This window comes from Nostoc sp. LEGE 12454, from assembly GCF_056620565.1.
In genome coordinates, this window is sequence record NZ_JBWQXL010000008.1 from 16,844 (window position 1) to 36,464 (window position 19,621).

The 19,621-nt window shown below is 40.8% G+C and carries 19 protein-coding genes; 11 read left to right on the forward strand and 8 right to left on the reverse strand.

Going from position 1 to position 19,621, the window contains the following annotated elements; translation table 11 throughout:
• Positions 1-85 precede the first annotated feature (85 nt).
• Positions 86-1,429, forward strand: a complete 1,344-nt coding sequence (gene accC, locus AC1F2U_RS10885; RefSeq protein WP_480261125.1) for an acetyl-CoA carboxylase biotin carboxylase subunit — start codon at positions 86-88, stop codon at positions 1,427-1,429.
• 64 nt (positions 1,430-1,493) lie between these two features.
• Here the strand turns inward: accC and AC1F2U_RS10890 are convergent, their stop codons facing one another.
• The gene (locus AC1F2U_RS10890) at positions 1,494-1,787 is read right to left on the reverse strand and encodes a YggT family protein (protein WP_094350101.1); all 294 of its coding nucleotides are present in this window, start codon (positions 1,785-1,787) and stop codon (positions 1,494-1,496) included.
• A gap of 291 nt (positions 1,788-2,078) precedes the next feature.
• On the opposite strand from AC1F2U_RS10890, the gene psbX reads away from it, so the two are divergent.
• The 4 genes from psbX to AC1F2U_RS10910 all read left to right on the forward strand — a co-directional run bounded on the left by psbX (position 2,079) and on the right by AC1F2U_RS10910 (position 4,566).
• The gene (gene psbX / locus AC1F2U_RS10895) at positions 2,079-2,198 is read left to right on the forward strand and encodes a photosystem II reaction center X protein (RefSeq protein ID WP_012412183.1); all 120 of its coding nucleotides are present in this window, start codon (positions 2,079-2,081) and stop codon (positions 2,196-2,198) included.
• 247 nt (positions 2,199-2,445) lie between these two features.
• Entirely contained in the window at positions 2,446-3,366 is a 921-nt protein-coding gene (locus tag AC1F2U_RS10900; RefSeq protein WP_480261127.1) for a Ycf66 family protein, read from the forward strand.
• 47 nt (positions 3,367-3,413) lie between these two features.
• Positions 3,414-3,974: a TolB family protein gene (locus AC1F2U_RS10905; protein ID WP_480261129.1), complete on the forward strand. Its 561-nt coding sequence runs from the start codon at positions 3,414-3,416 to the stop codon at positions 3,972-3,974.
• Between the two features lie 67 nt (positions 3,975-4,041).
• Positions 4,042-4,566, forward strand: coding sequence for a TolB family protein (locus AC1F2U_RS10910; RefSeq protein ID WP_480261324.1), 525 nt, complete (start codon positions 4,042-4,044; stop codon positions 4,564-4,566).
• A 58-nt stretch (positions 4,567-4,624) separates the two neighbouring features.
• Here AC1F2U_RS10910 and AC1F2U_RS10915 read toward each other — a convergent pair whose 3' ends face one another.
• The gene (locus AC1F2U_RS10915) at positions 4,625-5,629 is read right to left on the reverse strand and encodes a succinate dehydrogenase/fumarate reductase iron-sulfur subunit (RefSeq protein ID WP_480261130.1); all 1,005 of its coding nucleotides are present in this window, start codon (positions 5,627-5,629) and stop codon (positions 4,625-4,627) included.
• A gap of 1,473 nt (positions 5,630-7,102) precedes the next feature.
• On the opposite strand from AC1F2U_RS10915, the gene AC1F2U_RS10920 reads away from it, so the two are divergent.
• Both AC1F2U_RS10920 and AC1F2U_RS10925 read left to right on the forward strand, forming a co-directional pair.
• On the forward strand, positions 7,103-7,540 hold the full coding sequence (locus AC1F2U_RS10920; RefSeq protein WP_094350106.1) for an AbrB family transcriptional regulator: 438 nt from the start codon (positions 7,103-7,105) through the stop codon (positions 7,538-7,540).
• 148 nt (positions 7,541-7,688) lie between these two features.
• Complete coding sequence (locus AC1F2U_RS10925; protein WP_480261133.1) at positions 7,689-8,564, forward strand: CPBP family intramembrane glutamic endopeptidase; 876 nt, start codon at positions 7,689-7,691, stop codon at positions 8,562-8,564.
• 125 nt (positions 8,565-8,689) lie between these two features.
• Here AC1F2U_RS10925 and AC1F2U_RS10930 read toward each other — a convergent pair whose 3' ends face one another.
• Positions 8,690-9,652, reverse strand: a complete 963-nt coding sequence (locus AC1F2U_RS10930) for a M48 family metallopeptidase (protein WP_480261135.1) — start codon at positions 9,650-9,652, stop codon at positions 8,690-8,692.
• 125 nt (positions 9,653-9,777) lie between these two features.
• Between AC1F2U_RS10930 and AC1F2U_RS10935 the strand changes: the two genes are divergently transcribed.
• The 3 genes from AC1F2U_RS10935 to AC1F2U_RS10945 all read left to right on the forward strand — a co-directional run bounded on the left by AC1F2U_RS10935 (position 9,778) and on the right by AC1F2U_RS10945 (position 13,103).
• The gene (locus tag AC1F2U_RS10935) at positions 9,778-11,334 is read left to right on the forward strand and encodes a helicase C-terminal domain-containing protein (protein ID WP_480261138.1); all 1,557 of its coding nucleotides are present in this window, start codon (positions 9,778-9,780) and stop codon (positions 11,332-11,334) included.
• Between the two features lie 173 nt (positions 11,335-11,507).
• Positions 11,508-11,723, forward strand: a complete 216-nt coding sequence (locus tag AC1F2U_RS10940) for a DUF2839 domain-containing protein (protein WP_194040700.1) — start codon at positions 11,508-11,510, stop codon at positions 11,721-11,723.
• Between the two features lie 1,035 nt (positions 11,724-12,758).
• Positions 12,759-13,103: a DUF1815 family protein gene (locus AC1F2U_RS10945; RefSeq protein WP_094350113.1), complete on the forward strand. Its 345-nt coding sequence runs from the start codon at positions 12,759-12,761 to the stop codon at positions 13,101-13,103.
• A 68-nt stretch (positions 13,104-13,171) separates the two neighbouring features.
• On the opposite strand, the gene AC1F2U_RS10950 is transcribed toward AC1F2U_RS10945, so the two are convergent.
• Positions 13,172-13,315 (reverse strand): hypothetical protein, encoded by a 144-nt coding sequence (locus tag AC1F2U_RS10950; RefSeq protein WP_480261140.1) that lies wholly within the window; start codon positions 13,313-13,315, stop codon positions 13,172-13,174.
• A gap of 62 nt (positions 13,316-13,377) precedes the next feature.
• On the reverse strand, positions 13,378-15,447 hold the full coding sequence (locus tag AC1F2U_RS10955) for a CHAT domain-containing protein (protein ID WP_480261143.1): 2,070 nt from the start codon (positions 15,445-15,447) through the stop codon (positions 13,378-13,380).
• 116 nt (positions 15,448-15,563) lie between these two features.
• On the opposite strand from AC1F2U_RS10955, the gene AC1F2U_RS10960 reads away from it, so the two are divergent.
• Positions 15,564-16,064 carry an acyl-CoA thioesterase gene (locus AC1F2U_RS10960; RefSeq protein WP_480261144.1) on the forward strand — a complete coding sequence of 167 codons (501 nt, stop codon included), beginning with the start codon at positions 15,564-15,566 and terminating at the stop codon, positions 16,062-16,064.
• A gap of 65 nt (positions 16,065-16,129) precedes the next feature.
• Here the strand turns inward: AC1F2U_RS10960 and AC1F2U_RS10965 are convergent, their stop codons facing one another.
• The 3 genes from AC1F2U_RS10965 to AC1F2U_RS10975 form a co-directional block, all read right to left on the reverse strand.
• Positions 16,130-16,327, reverse strand: a complete 198-nt coding sequence (locus AC1F2U_RS10965) for a hypothetical protein (protein ID WP_118162507.1) — start codon at positions 16,325-16,327, stop codon at positions 16,130-16,132.
• 455 nt (positions 16,328-16,782) lie between these two features.
• The gene (dxr, locus tag AC1F2U_RS10970) at positions 16,783-17,979 is read right to left on the reverse strand and encodes a 1-deoxy-D-xylulose-5-phosphate reductoisomerase (RefSeq protein ID WP_480261147.1); all 1,197 of its coding nucleotides are present in this window, start codon (positions 17,977-17,979) and stop codon (positions 16,783-16,785) included.
• A gap of 554 nt (positions 17,980-18,533) precedes the next feature.
• Complete coding sequence (locus AC1F2U_RS10975; protein WP_480261148.1) at positions 18,534-19,442, reverse strand: beta-1,6-N-acetylglucosaminyltransferase; 909 nt, start codon at positions 19,440-19,442, stop codon at positions 18,534-18,536.
• Between the last annotated feature and the right edge of the window lie 179 nt (positions 19,443-19,621).

The window sequence follows — 19,621 nt, forward strand, 5'->3', positions numbered from 1 at the left end:
AATAATTTGAAATAATGCGGAAGCGTTGTTTCAAATTGGATCGGAGAAAATGTCAATCTACTGGTAATGATATCGAAACTAAAAAATGAAGTTTGACAAAATATTAATTGCCAATCGGGGAGAAATCGCCCTTCGCATTCTCCGCGCCTGTGAAGAAATGGGAATTGCCACAGTTGCGGTTCACTCCACCGTTGACCGTAATGCTCTCCACGTCCAACTTGCTGATGAAGCAGTTTGCATTGGCGAACCTGCTAGCGGTAAAAGTTATTTGAATATTCCCAATATTATTGCTGCTGCACTGACGCGCAATGCTACTGCCATTCATCCAGGTTATGGTTTTTTGGCAGAAAATGCCCGGTTTGCGGAAATCTGTGCCGACCATCATATTGCTTTTATCGGCCCAACTCCAGAAGCTATGAGACGGATGGGCGATAAATCCACTGCCAAAGAAACCATGCAAAAAGCTGGAGTACCTACAGTACCAGGTACTGAAGGATTGGTAGAATCCGAGCAAGAAGGATTAGGATTCGCCAAGGATATCGGCTATCCAGTGATGATCAAAGCTACAGCAGGTGGCGGTGGAAGGGGTATGCGCCTAGTTCGTTCTGAAGACGAATTTGTTAAACTTTTTCTCGCAGCCCAAGGCGAAGCAGGAGCAGCTTTTGGGAATTCTGGCGTTTACATAGAAAAATTTATTGAACGTCCCCGCCACATCGAATTTCAAATTTTGGCGGATAACTACGGTAATGTCATCCACTTAGGCGAACGGGATTGCTCAATTCAGCGCCGGAATCAAAAGCTGTTAGAAGAAGCTCCTAGTCCGGCTCTCGACCAAGACCTACGTGAGAAAATGGGACAAGCTGCTGTCAAAGCTGCCCAATTCATTAACTACAGTGGGGCGGGTACTATTGAGTTTCTCTTGGATAGATCCGGTAAATTCTACTTTATGGAAATGAACACCCGGATTCAAGTAGAACATCCTGTAACAGAGATGATTACTGGGATAGACTTAGTTGCCGAACAAATCCGCATTGCTCAAGGTGAAAGACTCAAGCTTACTCAAGAGCAGGTAGTATTACGGGGTCATGCGATCGAATGCCGAATCAACGCCGAAGATCCCGATCATGACTTTCGCCCTTCTCCCGGACGGATCAGTAGCTATCTGCCCCCCGGAGGGCCTGGTGTGCGGATTGATTCTCACGTTTACACAGATTACCAAATCCCGCCCTACTACGATTCTTTAATCGGCAAGTTAATAGTTTGGGCGCCAGACCGACCCACTGCTATTAACCGGATGAAACGCGCGCTGCGGGAATGTGCCATTACTGGACTACCTACCACCATCGGGTTTCATCAAAAAATTATGGAAACTCCACAGTTTTTACAGGGTAATGTCTATACAAATTTTGTGCAGGAAATGAACGGGTAGGAGAGTAGGGAAGGAAAAAGGTTATAGGTTACAGGGGACAGGGTTATAACCTGTAACCTGTACCTTAATTAACACGAGATAGCATAGTCAGCAATCCTTGTTGACCTAACAGGATTTCTCGCAGCAGGCTGAAGATACCAACCCAAATAATAGGTGTAATATCTACGCCACCTATAGGTTGCACCAGCTTTCGCAAAGGTATTAAAAATGGCTCAGTGGGCCAAGCTATTAAATTAAAGGGCAAACGATTCAAATCCACTTGCGGATACCAAGTGAGAATGATACGAAATATAAATAAGAATGTCATAACCCCTAACACAGGGCCAAGAATCCAAGCAGTCAGGTTAACACCAGTCATCGGTTTTAGGTACTATCTATCTGTAAAGAAAGAAAAAACTTAGGGCAGGCAAGAAGTTGCGCTTTGCGTAGACATAGCTACAAAATTTTAAGCTTTGTAAAGCACTCCGATCGTTATTTTAACTAAATGCTGTCACTTCTTTCTGAAATAGAAAAGCGAACTCCCCCACGTGGTTAACTCAATAACTGGTGAAAGAAGTTACCAAGTTTGGCAGTTCAGAGTTAGAGGCTTCTCAAGAAAGTAATACACTATTAAAATTAGGATGAACTGTGTAAAAAAAGGTTGAGAAGTATGACGCCTTCTTTAGCAAATTTTCTTTGGAGTCTGCTATGGGGTACAGCAATTGTTGTAATACCCGTTACAGTTGGTCTAATTTTCATTAGCCAAAAAGATAAAATACAGCGTTCATAATGCTTATGAGAGTTAAATTAGCTCTCGTAATCGATTGTCTGTGAGCTATCTACTTAATTGCACTAAAAGCAGCATAAACTGCGACTGGTGGTAGTTGTAGCTGACAGACATAGACGTTTTTACTTTTCGGTGAATAGCTTCAGAGCTTCTTTGCCAGAGGCTTTGAAGCTTTAATATATCGTGCCTAATTACAGTAGTGATTTTAATTGTGACTCGCTAACATAGATTTGATATTGGGAAAACAGCAATGATAAATTTTGGGCTGAACTCAGCCAGTTTTCTGGCTCAGGTAAATTTTGGGGCAAACTCAGCCAGTATTCTAGGAATTTTCCTGGCTGTGGCTGGGGCAGCACTGTATTTTCTCCGCACTGTGCGCCCAGAATTGTCACGAGATCAAGATATCTTTTTTGCGGCAGTCGGCTTGCTTTGCGGCTTCATTCTCGTCTTTCAAGGATGGCGGCTAGACCCGATTCTACAATTTGGTCAATTGCTTTTAGTTGGCACAACTGTGTTTTTTGCAGTTGAAAGTATCCGCCTGCGGAGTATAGCTACCCAGCAAGCAAAGCGCAACACTCCGATTGTGGACGATGAGCGAGAGGTAAGCGGAAATTATTCAATGAACCGCAACCGCAAGAGGTATGGGGCTGAGATGGAGGCAGACTTAGATCCACTGCCTTATGAAGACGAGGAAGAACGACCCTCGCGTCGCCGGATTCAGGGTAGCAGAGATGAGATTTCAACTCGTGATGACTACTATGAGGAACAACCCCCCCGTCGTACAGAACGCCGCAATAGCAGCAGTAGTGAAAGACAGGCTCCATCTGATAGAACGCGTCGCCGGACTTCTGGGCGTCCTGTAAATCGCCCTTCTGAAAGCTTTGAAGAAGAGAACTGGGGTTCTTCATCTAGGCAAGTTGATGATTGGGAAAATTCGGGTGGAGAAGTTAGAAAACCTTCTCGCCGTAGTAATAACGGGTCACAGCGTCCTGAAACTCGTGAAGATGATGTTTCTCCCAGATCGAGAAGGCGTCGTCCGCCCACTGACTCAACTCCTCGAAGACCGCGCGAAGATGATGATGCGATTCCAACCGATTATGTACCATACAACCCAATTGAAAAACCAAATGAAGGGCCAGATAATTTGACCGATTTTGATGACGATGTTTAAAACAGTTGGCGGGCAAGTAGGTTTAAAGGCGACGGAAAACAGTTGAGGTGGAAAAATTTACGCCTGCATTTTGGCTCCAAAGACCAATTCATTGGAGCCTGGTTTTTGGTTTAACAAGTTTGCTTGTATCTTGTAGTACTAACGATATTCCCATAGGACCTACTTCTCTTAACAGTCGCTACACTGAAGAGCAACCTGCTTTGAGTGGAAATGGGCGCTTTTTAGCGTTTGTATCTAATCGGAATGGTAATCAGCAGCTACTAATGTACGATTTGGAGAGGCAACTGTTTATTAGTACACCGGGGATAAACCGACAGGAGACAATTGCCGAAAGTCCTAGTTTGAGCTACACCGGACGTTATATTTCTTATCTTACTAGTGACCAGGGAAGACCAGTGGTAGCGCTTTACGATCGCGCTACGCAACAGTCGCAAATTGTCACACCAATTTATCGCGGCTGGGTTAGAAAACCAAATATAAGTCCAGATGGACGTTATGTTGTCTTTGAAACCGCCACTCGTGGTCAGTGGGATATTGAAGTCCTAGACCGGGGGCCAAATATTGAGTTAGATATTCCCAACGGTGCAACCGTAAGTTCACCTCCGTAGGGGAGAAAGTTAGGAGTTAGGAGTTAGGAGTTGTGAGACTATTGACTAATTACTAATGACTAATTATATGAAACGTGTTTTTTTTATACCTGTATTTTTCTGTTTAACTTTATTGACTGGCTGTTTTGGCTACCCTCGTCTTTTAAGTTATCCCTTTGATCCAGGGGGTCGGAGTCTCAATAGTTTAGCGTCGGAATTAAACCCCCAAATTTCTGGGAGATATATTGTTTTTATTACTGACCGACGCGGTAGCCAAGATGTTTATATGTTTGATACAGTAACTCGTGATTTGGTTGATTTGCCAGGTTTAAACTCCTTTGATGCGATCGCAAATCATCCGAGCGTTTCACAAGATGGTCGTTATATTGTATTTGCTGCAAGCCGTCAGGGGCGATCGGCTATTTTTCTCTACGACAGAGAAACACGCCAATCGCGGAATTTGACCAACAACCTGCAAGCTGAAGTCCGCAACCCTACAATTAGCGCTGATGGTAGCAGAATCGCTTTTGAGTCTAGTAATAATGGTCAGTGGGATGTTTTAGTATATGACCGTTACGGACAACCGTTGAATATACCTCAAGAACCGCGTTGAACTATAGTTAGGAGTTAGGAGTTAGAAGTTCAAATTCCTCACTCCTAACTCCTCATCTCTAACTTTTGTTTTCTACTTGTTGCACAGATTCAATGAGCGATCGCACTTGTTCCGTACCCTCAGAAGATTCAAATGATAGGGGAAACTTACCCCGAAGGATCATCCGCAAACCGAGGGGTGCGAGACTGAGTAATCCTTTTAAATCCCGAAAGTAGTTACCAACTACTTGTAAACCAAATTGGCGTTCATCAATCCAACCACCTTCTTTAACTAAATCTATCAATACTTTCCGGTGACGAATTGAACGACTATCACTGGCTTGTTTCTGAGTGAGAATTTCTTGTTTAACTTTGGTGATTTGTTCTAATGGTGCAACTTCCATTGGACAAACAGAATCGCAGTACAAACAACGGGTGCAACCCCATACGCCTTTAGTACCTTCGTTATAGCTTGCTAAACGATTTTCGGTATCGCTATCGCGGGAGTCTGCTACCATTCGGTAAGCTTTGGCAAGGGCATGGGGACCTACAAAGTCTGGATTAACTTCACGAGCGTTGCATTCAGAGTAACAAGCTCCGCACATAATACAGTTACCAGTTTGATCGAGGCGCGATCGCTCTTGTGGTGTTTGCAAAAACTCTCTTTCTGGTACTTGTCGTGCTGCCGTACTCACATAAGGGGCAACTGCTTCAAGATTATTCCAGAAGCTGCTCATATCTACAACCAAATCTTTAATCACGGGCATATTGCCAAGAGGCGCGATCGTGATTTCATCAATAGCATTTACTTTACTTTGAGATGATGGTATTTGTTGTAATCTGGCAAGTTCGCTCCCAACATTTTCTTTACAAGCTAAAGCCGAACGCCCATTAATTCGCATAGCACAGCTACCACAAATAGTATTGCGGCAATTTTTGCGAAATGCCAAAGTTCCATCTTGCTCCCACTTAATATGATTGAGGCAATCCAAGATTGTATTACCTGGTTCGGCCTCCACAAGATAGGTTTGCACAACAGGGGAGGAATTTTGTTGCTGTCGAATGACCTTAAAAATAACTTTCATAACTACTAACCAAAATTTTAAAATTACTTCACCAGCCTCAACAATAATGAGTCAAAGCAGGTAGTTGCGAAAAGTGAGTTGTGCTTTTTGCCCCTAATTCAAACCCTGGTGTTAATAGGCTGACGATTATAGGGCGACTGATTCTAGTTTAAGGATAACCATTAAAATTTTACTTGTAGTAGCGTTGTAGGCAAGATTTTTGTCAAATTCTGAGTTAAAACGCCAAAAATGTAATCGCAGCTTTGCATTGAATTTACCTATTTGGCAATGTAAAGGAAAGAGAGTTTGCTTAAAAAGTAACTTAAGTTGATCTTTGATCTAGCGATCGTATCCAAATGAAATGCATGTGAAGTTAGCAACATGTCTTGATGTCAACTTGAGTCAAGCAGTCCTGACAGTAAAATTCCACCTTCGCTACCACTTGACGGAATTTTTTGATTATATAGAAGTCTGAAAGCCCATGTTTAATATATAGTAGTGGCAATCAAGCACTAGGCAGATGTTAAGAGATTTGTTCATCCCATAGACAGACGTGCAAAATCCTCTGGTCGCTTTTGACCTGAAGATAATAAACTGAGGAAAAATCCTCACCACTTTCAAAGAAAAGTTAGAGCACCGCGAAACCCGGAGGTGCGAGACTTTTCACTTTTTGGCTTGCTCTCAATCAACAAAATATGGGATTGAACTCATTGGTCAAAACTGCTCGTCTCAATATATAAATTTTTATAAAAGCCAGATAGCAATGCTCGCGCTTGCAATAATAAAGGGTTAAGAAAATCGTCACTGCTTTTTTCAACTTTCAAGTCCAGGAATTTAAATAAAAATTTACCAGCAACTTTAATTCAAAATTAAACAACTATTTTGCTATTATTAGTCCATGCTAGTATTTAATATAAAATTACGAAGTAGCAAAACCAGAATCAATAGCCGTATCAGCGCGGTTACTACTGCTTTGTTAATTCGTAATGTAGAGACAAGAAAATTCGTGTCTCTACTGGTAGGACAAAAGGGTGTATGCCCGTAGGACTCTATTGAAATACTATGCTGTCCTAAGCTTGAGAGGACGAGTGGAGAAAACTCTACTTGCTCATTGGCAAGAAAGGCAAGCACTGAAAGTGAAAAACCTGCAATTTTTTGGGTCTACGACTTATTTGCAGTAGAACCTAACCCCATTTGTAATGGTGGCTGAAAGTTACACCGCTACAGTAGCGCTAAAGAAGAAAATAGTTTTCTTTCTGATGGCGAATAATGGTTAAAAGTGCCGTAACATCACCAAAATTAATGTCTGTGGCAACGATGGCCTCTAGTTGGTTGTAGACAACCATATATAGAAGTGCTTTTGGCTCCTATCGGCAGGAATTCACCCGTTACATTAGGGTCTTCAGTAGCTCTATGCAAATGCTAAAAAATTAAATGCTGGCATGAGACTACATAGTTTATCAGTTTGGAGAGAGTAAGGAAAATTTGAGCATAATGACTGAAACTGCAACCGCGCCATTAACTGGAAAAGCACTACTTGCTAAAGTAAAAGAACTTTCCACATTACCACGCCGAGAAAGAGCTAAACAGTGCGGCTATTACACTGTTACTAAGAATAACCAAGTTCGTGTCAATCTCACCGATTTTTATGACGCTTTGCTATCTGCTAGGGGAATTCCTCTAAGTCCAGAAGCACCTAAAGATGGTCGTGGTCGCGAACCGACATATCGGGTTAGTGTCCATCAAAATGGTCAGATTGTAATTGGTGCTACATATACCAAAGCAATGGGCTTGAAGGCTGGAGATGAATTTGAAATTAGGCTGGGATATAAACATATTCACCTGATTCAACTAGGTGAAAGCGATAAAAAACTAACCTCACAAGATATAGATTCTGACGAATCAGATGAAGATTTAGAAGACGAAGAGTAAATTTGCTGATGGTAAGGATAAGTTTCAGGTAATGATAACTTGTCCTTACCCCGACAGCAAATTGGTAGCCAGATAAAAAATACGATTAGACCCCTTGCAGAATTCACCAAATTTAGTAGAGTCTTGATTAATCAGCAAGAAATCTATAATGCAAGAAGTCTATCGTGTTTTTTTGTTTATTTTGATAACTTCCTTTGAGTCTTCGGTCAACGCCTTACTGGCGTTTATAGAAAATGCACCGCCACTAGTTATAGTGACGGCATTTTTTGTTTGCTGGATAGTTTGCTGGTTGCCAGTAGCAACAGTATCAGCAATATTGCTTAATTGGCAACCTCCTAAACCTTTACAGCCAGAGCAAAAAATGCCGTTATTGGTGTCACTTTACCTATTAGCTCCCCCGATCCTCTGGGGAGTTGTTTGGTTGACTAATAAATCTTTTTCAGATTACGGCTTTGTTGGCAATCTTTCAACTCTTGGTTTTTTAGCACTAGGTTTTAGTTTGGGAGTGCTAAGTCTAGCTATTGTATTTGGTGGGCAATTCGGATTAGGTTGGTGTTCTTTTGAAAAGTCTAATTTCAAGTTACTACTACCCATATTGCTACCGATTTTCTTGATAGCGTTATTTGTCGGTGGGATAGAAGAGTTAGTTTTTCGCGGTTTCCTGTTCACAGAATTAGCAGAGGATTACCCAGTTTGGTTAGCAGCGGCAATTTCTAGCTTGATTTTTGCCTTGTTACACTTGGTTTGGGAGCAACGCGAAACCGTACCCCAACTTCCTGGATTATGGCTGATGGGAATGGTACTAGTGTTAGCACGCTTTACCTCTAGCGGTAATTTGGGTTTAGCTTGGGGATTGCACGCAGGATGGGTATGGGCGATCGCTACCATAGATACAGCAGGACTAATTAATTACACAGGTAAAGTCTCTGACTGGTTCACAGGTAAAAATAAAAAACCCTTGGCTGGCTTGGCGGGAATTATTTGTGTATTGGGAACTGGAGTAATTATCTGGTTCAACTCTTAAGTATTTTAATTTCCCATAAATGTCTGTTAACGCAGATCCCCGGCTTCTTGAAGAAGTCGGGGAGCTAAATCCAACGATTTAGTAGGCACTATTCCACCCTACTAATCTTTATTTAGTACTCAAAACTACTCAGACCTTCGGATTCTGTCGATTTCTCGTTGTAATTCTTCAATTTGGCGGCGTAAAATTTCTGTTTGATTTTCGGAAGATTCTGCTGAAACATTTACCGATCCAGAAGCAGGCGATCGCTGATAATTTCCTCGGCGAATTTGCTGATATTCTTCAGATACTGCCCACGCCCGTAAGTAATGCAAGCGTTCAACAGGGAAAGGATGACTCAACATCATACCCTGAGCGCCATTGTAGATCAAGAATTTATATATCTGATTCAATCCATCCTCATCCAATGCCTGATAATTTTCTGACTGCTTGATAAACTCTTGTAAACTACATTCATTGGCATATTTGTTACTGCCACCAGAGAGTTTCATCATCGTTGACATCACAGGATTCAAGTCATCCATCACTAATAGTGCCGCGCGGTCTGACGATAACTCGGCTTTGCGCCGCCATTCAAAAAAGGCGTAAATCAAGCCTTGTGTGACAATATTACCGATGCCGAAGGTCAATTCTCCCAAAGCCGAAGCAGCACTCATCGCCCACATCGCCATTTGAATTAAAATAGTATGACCACATTTAATATGCCCCAGTTCATGGGCTAGCACCGTCCTCATCTCGGCTTCGTCTAGTAAGTCTAGTATCCCTGTATTTATGACTATGTAAGGATTCTCTTGCCCCAGCGCATAGCTATTTGCTTGGGGATTTTGCGAGACAAACAGTGTTGGTTCTGGGTAAATGTCCAAATCTCGGACGCATTCCCGAAACATCTGGTAAATAGTGGAATATTGACGCGGCCCGACTTGGATGCTGTTACCCATTAGATAGACTAATTGAGGGCGTTCGTAGATAAATTCCACAAATTTACGAGCGATTAAATCAAATCCTGGCAAATTTCGTAAAGCTTGCTCGGCTTGGCGATCTAGTGGATGCCTGAAGGCTTCGCTGGAAATTCCTGTGTAAGTTGGCATAATTTAGGGTATTGGGTGATTGGTCATTGGTCATTAGCAAAGGACAAATGACAAAGGACAAATGACAAGATAATAGAAACGGGGCAGTTGGAAGTAAAAATCACTTTGTATGGAATTGAAAGCGTGTGATTGAGGCAGAAGTTCATTTGTCACTACATAACTTTTTGCGATCGCAAGCGGGGTTCCCTTCCTGGCCCCATCATTTGACGATGGCACGGTTGGTAGCACGCGCCTTGCGCCTGGGACGTAGCGCCCTAATTCAAGTAGGGGCAGTTAGTGGCTATCAAGGGCGGTATCGTACTAGTTTTGTAGCATCAGCCCTAATGTGGCATGGTCCTGTAATTATTGTTGCTCAAGAAACAGTGCAGCAACTTCTGCTGCGGGTGGAAATTCCTCGGCTACAGCAGTGGCTACCAACCAATAAATCGATTAGGACAGGTGATGCTTGGCCTGATGCTGAGTTCCAAGGGCTACTGTTGACCTCCCCAGAAGCTTGGTTAAAAGGACAATTGGCTGGTGGCTCACGCTTTCCCCAAGGCATCCCCACAATTATTGATGGGGTAGACGATCTTGAAGATTGGGTGCGTCATCAACTTACCCAAGATATTCAACCCGATGATTGGGATCAACTCATGCTGGCTTGTCCCAACCAAGCTGAGGCAATTCGTGAAGCACGGATACAACTAACACACGAACTTTTTCAGCATCCTGCTAATCCATATCAGTGCTATCTAATTTCCCAGCCAGAAATAGAAATTTTAAATCGCCTGTATTTAGCTTTAGATCGAGCAAACCTCCCAGATAAGTGGAAAAATTTTTGGCAACAATTTCAAACCCTTGATGAAAATCTTTCGCCCCCTACTTCCCCTCCTCTCTTCTGGGCGACTATTGCCCATCGGCAAGGTTTATTTTCTTTGCACTACGCACCAATGGAATTAGGGGAAATACTCTCGCCGATTTGGCAGCGACAACCAGTAGTTTTAATTGGCAGCGCTATCGAACCGGAAACTGAGGCTCCCCTTTTTCACCAGCGCCTGGGTTTAGAAGATTTAACTTGCCTGAAGTTCTCCTCAGAGAGTCAAGCGGAAGCAATTCAACTGTATGTACCCTATAAGCTGCCCTTACCCAACACACCAGAATTTCAAGCGGCCTTTATTCACAAAGTCCGCACACTAGTTTGTCTAAGTGCGACAGCACCAGGGTTAACGGTTGTCTTGGTGGGAGATGTACCACTAAAGGCTCAAGTAGCGGCAATTCTAGCTTCAGAGTTTGGTTCGCGGGTGCAAGTAGAAAAAACTTGTTTAGATGAAAATGGTATTTTGATTAGCGGTTGGGAATTTTGGCGAGAACATCAACGAGTTTTGCCAGCACCCCATCTGTTAATCATTGCTACGTTGCCCCTACCATCTTTGGAAAATCCCTTGGTAGCTGGTAGGGTAGCTCTTTATAAACGATCGCATCAAGATTGGTTCCGTTTATACTTGTTGCCAGCAGCCTTAAATGAATTACAACGGGCGATCGCTCCAGTACGAGAAAGTCAAGGGATTGTAGCTTTGCTTGATAGTCGTGTAGTTAACCGCAGCTACGGCGCTCAAATTCTCGCAGCTTTAAGTCCTCTGGCACGCATTAACTATCTCGATCCCAGCCTGTTTTCCAATAACGATGAGGAAAATTCTGCCTAAAGTTCAGTTATTAATGCCCAATGACCAATTTAAATTTTGTCAACCAAAGCGCGATCGCCGAAAAGCAAGCATTATTATCAGCTTATAGAAGGTGATGCAATTCATCGCCTTTCTGTAGGCATGATTCCTGGCAAAATAAATTTAGAACCTAAGTAGAATTTGAGTTGCTGATTATGGGTGAAGCAAAACGTCGTAAAACCACACTAGGGGAAACATACGGTAAAGAGACTCGGATCTTATCTTGGGTTCCAATCACAAAAACTCAAGGCGAACAATTTGTCACTTGGACTACTCGTGGTGCTTGGATAGGCATTGGTCTTATGGTTGTAGGATGGGCAACAATCCGTTTTATCGGCCCAGCTTTCGGTTGGTGGCAAGTAGTCTATTAATTTTTAATTCATAATTGAATTAGTTGGATATCTAGGCTCCAACTAATTCAAGACTGCAAAAAAAGAGACAATAACGCCCAAGTGTCTCGCCAATAATTATGAATTATGTTAGTGCAACGGTGGGGAGTTTACGTACCTTATGGAAAAGCAAGCTAGGCGTAGCCCCTTGTAGAAAGCATGATGACGAATTACGAATTAAGTTAACTGAGTTATTAATAAAAAATAATTATTCATTTTGGATAGATAATCGAAATATATTATATATGCATTAAATTTGGCAAAACCAAATTAAGATAAGAATCCTTCTAAATTCATCGTGCTTTGGTTTGTACAAGTTTTTGAAAATAATCCAAAAATACCTGAAAATATTGCCTAAATGGCAACATTGCTCTGCTGAGTTTAGGTATTGTCAGTGTTAAGTTTTCCCATAGGGAATTCTATACTGACACTTGTCTAATAACTGCGTTAGCTTAGTATAAAACATTAGGTTTCTGCTTACGTGACTACTTAACCTATAATTCGCACAGTCATCTGCTTAACTTTATATATATGGGAGGAAGGAATTTGGTATAACTAATCATTTGTCTATACCAAAATCTACTTTAAAAACAGAACAGATTAAACATCTAAGCAAGAGACACTATAACGATGGAAAACTACATTATGGCGTTTAATAACAGTATATTTGACTGCACATAGCCAATAAAAACCAAATATGTAGCTTTTCTGTAGTTGACTAGTGCTAAATTTAAGTTACTCTTAAAGCGGATCTCTTACCCTAAGAATCTACCCTGACAGAAATGTATAAAGATATAGTTAAATTTAGCAATTCTGTCCGAGATTTTGAATTTGCAAACTGAATAGTTTGATACGGCCCTCAAAATCCCGATCCACTACCCTAAACAAAGTAGTCAATTCACGACTCAATATCATCTGTCTGGTAATTGTAATGAATAGTTTACAATACCAATGGGTGAGAAAATCTAAAGAAAATATAAAAGAAACTCAAATTACTGTGGTGTCTGGAGGACAAAAGTGTTTCTGAGACTAGCACATCAACATCGACAATTCGTCCAAGACTTGGTAATGAACCTGCAAGCCTTGGCGATTGTATTAGAGCGGCGTGGGTATCCTGCATCTTGCTATACCTGTGGCGACCAAATGAATAGTGCATCATTTATGGTTAGCTTGGGCGATAATCATCTGATTCGATTTTTAGTGTCCGATTACGGCATTACTTGGACGGAAATGCGAGATGACCGCGAATTAATGAAGCTAGAGGGTGCAGAGGCAATTAGCCAACTAGATGAATTGGCCGATCTTGTCAAGCAATCTATGCAAAGTGATACAGGATCTAAAACTCTTGCCAAGAAGTATTAAGATTTCAGAGGTCGAGAGCAAATTAGAAATTGATTATCGGTAACTGTTAATCGGTAACAGTGGCTTAGTTAGCGATCGCGCTTACCTATTTCTCCATTATCATGAATTGATTGGCTATGGCTGGCCCATCGCATATTTTTTAGTATCTGCCAAAATCTCACGAGCCAGATTTTCAGCTTACCACTGCGGTCAAAATGACCGTTATTGCGCATTACTAAGTTTCAAATGGTGAATCTGGGCAGTAGCAGCAATTATAGTGTCAGATGCGATACACCTAAAGTCCATTACCAATTAAAATAAAGGGTGCCCAATAGTATGGATGACTAAAGTCATTAACTGCTGCTACGGGTGCATTATGACTTATTTCCTTCCAGTTTCCAGTAATTAATGAGACTTGAGCTTGGCGTAAAGCTTCAGTTTTAGTCAGCTTTTCAGTAGAGAGAATACCATAAAAAGCACTCATGAGTGCTTGCGTACCACCATCATCTACAGACCACAAAGAGGCGATCGCGGCTCTAGCGCCGGTTTGTTGCATCTGATAGCCAAAGCCCAAAATTTCTTCACCATTACCTAACTTACCTCCCAAGCCAGTTTCACAGGCGCTCAACACTACCAAATCTACATTTGGGAGTGACCAAGTGGCGACATTTCTAAAATTAACGCGATCGCCATTCCCGAATAAAATAAACGAATCTTCTGGTTTACCCACTACAAAGGCTGCATGAGTTGCTAAATGGACAATTGTATAATCATCCATTTGGGGTACAGCGACTCTGGGGGTAAAAGCATCGTCTAAAAGCTTCGTAGTTTCAGGAACCGCAGCTGCTAGACTTTCCACCTCCCGCGTTGCAAAGGGTAAACCAGCGAAAGCAACCTGTCGATTCCCAACTTTGATTTGATAACTACCTTTAGTAAAAGCACCCGCTAAAACCCGCAAAGTAGATTGTTTTGGGGTGTTTAAGTTAGTCAGACTAGCAGATGTAATGTGATTCACATTGAAGCGCTGCACTAGCCATTGTTTGCCATCATATAAAGCAGTTAACGGAATGTAGCGTAAGCGATCGTCTGGAGCGTAAATCAGAGTTTGCGTACCTGATAGCTTCAGGTCTTTCTCTATCGGTTTAATTAGCCAGTCATACAATTGGCGTGCAGGTGCTTTGATATTTCGACTGGGATTGATTAAAGCTTGGCGGAAAGCATCAATTGTTTGATGGAGGTTTTCGCGCTTTACAGCAACGGTGCGATGAATTGGTGGGGATTCAGGAGTTACCAATACCAATTCCAAACTATCTTTTAAAATCAGTGGATAGAGCAATGCCGATTTTTGCGGTAATCGCGCCAAATTATCTCGAAGTTCGTTGAGACTCTCCAAATCCAAATTTTGCCGCCTAGCTGTACGGCTAATTTGCTCTACCTGTGCTTTCACTGAAGGACTATTGATAAATTGGTTAAATCCATTTAGAAGTTGCTGTTGATTTAAGACTAATTGCTCGATGCGTTGTTTCTGTTTGAGCGATCGCTCTTTGGGAGAAATTTTCCGTAGTGTTGTCAGTTCTTTACCCAGCACAACAGCATTATCCACACTTTGATCCAGCTTTTGTTTAATTGGTTTTTCTGTTGCCGCTATATTAATACCTTTGACAGTACGTTGATTACCTGGCACATTCTGGAGATATTCCTCTAGTTCTTCAACTTTGAGTAAATCCATTGTCCTTTGTGCTTCAGCAACACGTTCCTGTTTAAGCAATCGTTCACCCAAAATGCGATATGTCTGACTAACAGTTATGTTGTAAGCATTTGGTTGCGGCGCACTCAATGCTGATGGATTCAAGCGAGCTTTCTCACGATTAATCAAGCAATGCTTATAGAAAAAAATTGCTAACTCTGGCTGGTTTTGGATATCGAATAAGTAACCTATGTTACTGTAGGTTTTGCCAAGTCGAACCAGATCCCCTAGTTCTTTGTTAATTAATAAAGCTTGTTGATAGTATTGAAGTGCTTCAGAATACTTTTTTTGACTTTGGTAGATTCTGCCAATATTGTTGAATGTTACCGCTTCCCAAGAGCGCTCTCCAAAGTCTCTGCTGATGGCTAATGCTTTCTGTAATTTCTGCAACGCTTCTTTCGATTGACCTTGCCGAGATTCTTTGATCGCTTCTTCGTTGAGCCTTGCAATTTCTGAGAGTTGATTATTCTTGGGTAAAGCTTGAGCTTTTTCTCCAGATTCATACCTCAACCTTGCATTTGTATTTACCTGATTATTGTCTGGATATACCATCCCAAAACCTAGTAAGCTAAGTAGAGATAAAGTAACAACACTCACATGCCGGAGATTAGGCTGCATAACAAAACACTCCCTATGCTCGGAAGGTAAATATTAAATCAATAAGTCCAGCAACGCAATTAATTTTTATGCTATTCAATAATTTGGAAAATTTATAGGCATTGAGAAAATTGAAGATGTCAGAAGAAAAACCCAGCCAACCAAAATTGCCACCAACCAGCGCCCTTGATAATCCATCCAGTCACGAGTTTGGGAATTGGTTTGAATATCCTGTCAGAGTCCAACCCCACCACACAGACTATGCCGGTCTTGTCTGGCACGGTTCCTATATAGCTTGGATGGAAGAAGCGCGGATTGAATGTTTGCGATCTATAGGGATTGAATTTGCTGATTTAGTTGCTATAGGCTGCGATTTACCAGTTGTAGAACTGTCGGTGCGCTATCACCGTTCAATTCAATTGGGTATGGCAGTGCTGGTAAAAACTCGCATGGCTGAGGTGACTGGTGTGCGAATCAATTGGGATTACGCCATTGTCTCAACTGATGGACAACAATTATACGTCACGGCTAAGGTGACATTAGTGGCTTTAGATCGCGAAAGAGGCAAGATTATGCGTCAGTTGCCGCCGAGTTTTAAGGATGCCTTAGCCAAGATTTCAGCATTAAATAATGATTGACCAAGAAAGGTGTCATTTCACGTTTTATACTTCACCTTTCATTAGCAAAAGTGAAGTATAGATTGTTACTTTCCAGTTTGGATCTGCGACAAATTTTGAGCAAACTGCGTTACGTAATGCCAAATATCTTGGGGAGTAATGCCAAAACTAATATTTAATAAAACAAGGATTGCCGCAAGAGTTAATGCAGTGCTTACGGTTGCTTTCAGCAATTTCCATAATATTATGAAGACTATCCAAGCTATAATCAACGTAATAATCATATATATTCATTCCTTAATAATTGCCCTTGTCTGAAAGTGGGTTGACTCAGAAAGGGTACGCTTTTATTTTGGTAATAATCACTGGTATAAAAGATGCTAAACCCAGTTTTTAATATTTACTAAAATGGAGGTTTTTGTGATAATTAGCCTGGAGATATTTTACCTAAGAATAAGATAATTATTTATGTAATATACTGGGTTTATTTGCAAAGTTTTTGTAAAGCTTTTTATTTTTTTGTAGATAAATTATAGATATACATAAAATTGACGACCGATCCGGAAGTCAAAAGTTATCTTGAATAAAGTTTTATTTGTTAACTTTTTTATAGTTTGGTGAGTACATTTTTGCCATCAAATGAAATGATTTTCATATTAATTAAATTAGAGGCTGGGGATTAGAGATTGGGGATTAGGCATCAATTTCTAATCCTCAGTCCAAACTGAACTGAAGTTTTTTATCGCAGAGAAATTATCCGCGAGTGAGTTTCTAACTTTTCAGTCGCTGTTAAAACTTCTTGTCTTGCCCATTGATCTGCTGCCAAAATGTCATCTAAAGAGGGATTAGCACGGTTATCATTTTGATGGCGATCGCACACCCATTCGATACACCGAGGAATATCTAAAAACCGAATTTTTTCATCTAAAAATAAAGCTACAGCTTGCTCATTGGCGGCATTCAACACTGCTGGCATCGAACCACCAGCTTTACCCACAGCATAAGCTAACTGCATACAAGGATACTTCTGGTGATCTGGTTCGCGGAAGGTTAAGTTTCCAGCTTTGACTAAATCTAGTCGTTCCCAGTTGGTACAGATGCGATCGGGCCAAGATAGAGCATAAAGCAAGGGTAAGCGCATATCTGGCCAACCGAGTTGGGCTAAAACTGAAGTATCTTGCAGTTCAATCAGCGAGTGAATAATGCTCTGGGGATGAATGACAATTTCGATATTGTCATAATCCAACCCAAACAGGAAGTGAGCCTCAATTACTTCCAGCCCTTTATTCATCAAAGTAGCAGAGTCTACTGTGATTTTACGCCCCATCGACCAATTAGGATGCTTGAGAGCGTCAGCAACGGTTACATCTGCTAACTTTTCTACATCCCAGTCGCGGAAAGCCCCACCAGATGCAGTCAGCAAAATTTTCCGCAAGCCATCCTTGGGCACACCTTGAAGGCATTGAAAGATTGCGGAATGTTCGGAATCGGCTGGGAGTAATTTTACACCGTATTTTTCGACTAGGGGTAGAACAACAGGGGCCCCAGCAATCAGGGTTTCTTTGTTTGCTAAAGCAATATCTTTACCAGCTTCAATCGCTGCGATCGTTGGTAGCAAACCAGCACAACCTACAATACCAGTGACAACGGTTTGGGAATCGCCGTAACGGGCAACTTCTATCACTCCAGCGTCGCCACCCAGTAGAATCGGTTGGGGATCGAGGTCAATGATAGCTTCTTTGAGCGCTGGTAATTTATCTTCTGAGCAAATTGCTGCTATTTCTGGCCGAAACTGCCGAATTTGAGCAGCCAACATTTCAACATTGCTCCCAGCTGCCAATCCCACAATCCGAAACCGATCTGGGTACTGAGTGACAATATCTAAAGTCTGAGTCCCAATAGAACCAGTAGAACCAACGAGAGTAATCGCTTTCACAATTGCTTAAGGATTTACAGACAACTCTCACTATAAATTGCTGGGGACTCTTTAATCACAGCAATCACTATAATCGATACATTGACGAGGAGGAGAAACGCAAAGAAATAAAATATCCCCCTGTTCTCTATCCTCCTTCAAAGTGGCGATTATCATTTTTCTTATCAATGTTTTGAGTATTTAAACTGATTGACAAAAGGCACTTTATCTTAAAATCTCACGGATACTGGTGGACTGTCCGCTCGCCGAACAATGGCGGCTGGATCAACCGTCAACCTTAAGCAATCATCTGAGTGTTCTTGAACCTATCCCACTATTTTAATAATCCCTACTTGTCTTCGTAAAATATGCTTGAAAACCTTAATTTTTCGTTTTCATTCTTTAACAAACTTAAGCTTTTTAACACAAAAATGATTAGTGGGATAGGTTCTTGAAATTACGTTTGGTTCGCGTATATTTTACGCAAACCACTATTTTTTATCCAAATAAAGTTCAATAGTCGTGAACATTTATTATTTATTCGCTACGACCAAAATTAAAAATTTATTTGCAAGTTAAAATTGACTCAATATCATTTCATCAATCATATCTAATATATCCGAGTCTATAGTCATATCAAACTTCCTGGCAAAGAATTTTTCTGATTCTCTAATTTTATCAAAATCATTTTTTTCTAAAATTTTGGGGTGAAGGGAATTAACGTTAGACCACTCTAAATATGTCAAGTGAGTATTAATAATTTTATCTTTAAAAGGTGAATTTACAATCAGGATCTGGTAAAACAATTCATCTGGACAATAAGTGTAATTAAAACGATTAACAAACTTAGGGTTTTGCTTAACAAAATCATTTATCCATTTTATGGATTCTCCTGTTAAGCACCAAAATGCTGAACCTCCATAAAGAGCAAAGCCTTCAGGAAATTTATATCTTTTCGGTAAAAGCAAAATCAACAATGAATATAAAAAAGAGTTAATGCGAGATTTAAACTCACGCTTTTTTGGGATACAAAAATCCTTATCTTTCCAACGAATATGCCAAGATTCTAATCTTGTTAAACCTCCCTGATACCATTTATTACAAGGTAGTGGAAAATATTCTAAAAATTCTCTACCTTTATTTTCTTGGAGAAACTTCTTAATCTGTTCATTTGACTTAATCAAATAGTCTTGACCCGATAAGTAGATAACATAATCGAAGGAAGTACCTGTTTCAACTATTGATTGTATTCCTTTAAGACTAGCTCTGACAATATCAAAACTTCCCCATGCTAAATTGTATCTCTTTATGAAAGAGACATTTGGAAAATCCTTGAGTTGAGTCAGTACGTGATGATAAATTTTATAATCTGCTTTTTTATCTATATGTATAAAAAATGAAACATCATCTGTGTTTAGTTTATAAATAAGACGTACTAATTGTTTCGGATATTTATGTGCCAAAATTATATATGCTATTTTCATAAAAACTGCCTTATTAGAGGATGTTTTAAAAGTAGTTAGCTGTGACTTTAATCGAATTATTACCCCCCTTAATCCCCCCGATATATTGGTGGGAAACAAGAAAATCCGGTTTTTTCCCCGACATATTGGTGAGGGTTAGGGTGGGGTAAAGAAATATTTGATACATTAATCATGACTTT

Coding starts and splice junctions, on each gene's coding strand:
- psbX (WP_012412183.1), top strand. CDS start 2,079: ATGACGCCTTCTTTAGCAAATTTTCTTTGGAGTCTGCTATGGGGTACA.
- AC1F2U_RS10960 (WP_480261144.1), top strand. CDS start 15,564: ATGTCAGAAGAAAAACCCAGCCAACCAAAATTGCCACCAACCAGCGCC.
- AC1F2U_RS10950 (WP_480261140.1), bottom strand. CDS start 13,315: ATGCGCAATAACGGTCATTTTGACCGCAGTGGTAAGCTGAAAATCTGG.
- AC1F2U_RS10890 (WP_094350101.1), bottom strand. CDS start 1,787: ATGACTGGTGTTAACCTGACTGCTTGGATTCTTGGCCCTGTGTTAGGG.
- AC1F2U_RS10915 (WP_480261130.1), bottom strand. CDS start 5,629: ATGAAAGTTATTTTTAAGGTCATTCGACAGCAACAAAATTCCTCCCCT.
- AC1F2U_RS10925 (WP_480261133.1), top strand. CDS start 7,689: ATGCAAGAAGTCTATCGTGTTTTTTTGTTTATTTTGATAACTTCCTTT.
- AC1F2U_RS10910 (WP_480261324.1), top strand. CDS start 4,042: ATGAAACGTGTTTTTTTTATACCTGTATTTTTCTGTTTAACTTTATTG.
- AC1F2U_RS10920 (WP_094350106.1), top strand. CDS start 7,103: ATGACTGAAACTGCAACCGCGCCATTAACTGGAAAAGCACTACTTGCT.
- AC1F2U_RS10940 (WP_194040700.1), top strand. CDS start 11,508: ATGGGTGAAGCAAAACGTCGTAAAACCACACTAGGGGAAACATACGGT.
- AC1F2U_RS10955 (WP_480261143.1), bottom strand. CDS start 15,447: ATGCAGCCTAATCTCCGGCATGTGAGTGTTGTTACTTTATCTCTACTT.
- AC1F2U_RS10965 (WP_118162507.1), bottom strand. CDS start 16,327: ATGATTATTACGTTGATTATAGCTTGGATAGTCTTCATAATATTATGG.
- AC1F2U_RS10930 (WP_480261135.1), bottom strand. CDS start 9,652: ATGCCAACTTACACAGGAATTTCCAGCGAAGCCTTCAGGCATCCACTA.
- accC (WP_480261125.1), top strand. CDS start 86: ATGAAGTTTGACAAAATATTAATTGCCAATCGGGGAGAAATCGCCCTT.
- AC1F2U_RS10900 (WP_480261127.1), top strand. CDS start 2,446: ATGATAAATTTTGGGCTGAACTCAGCCAGTTTTCTGGCTCAGGTAAAT.
- AC1F2U_RS10975 (WP_480261148.1), bottom strand. CDS start 19,442: ATGAAAATAGCATATATAATTTTGGCACATAAATATCCGAAACAATTA.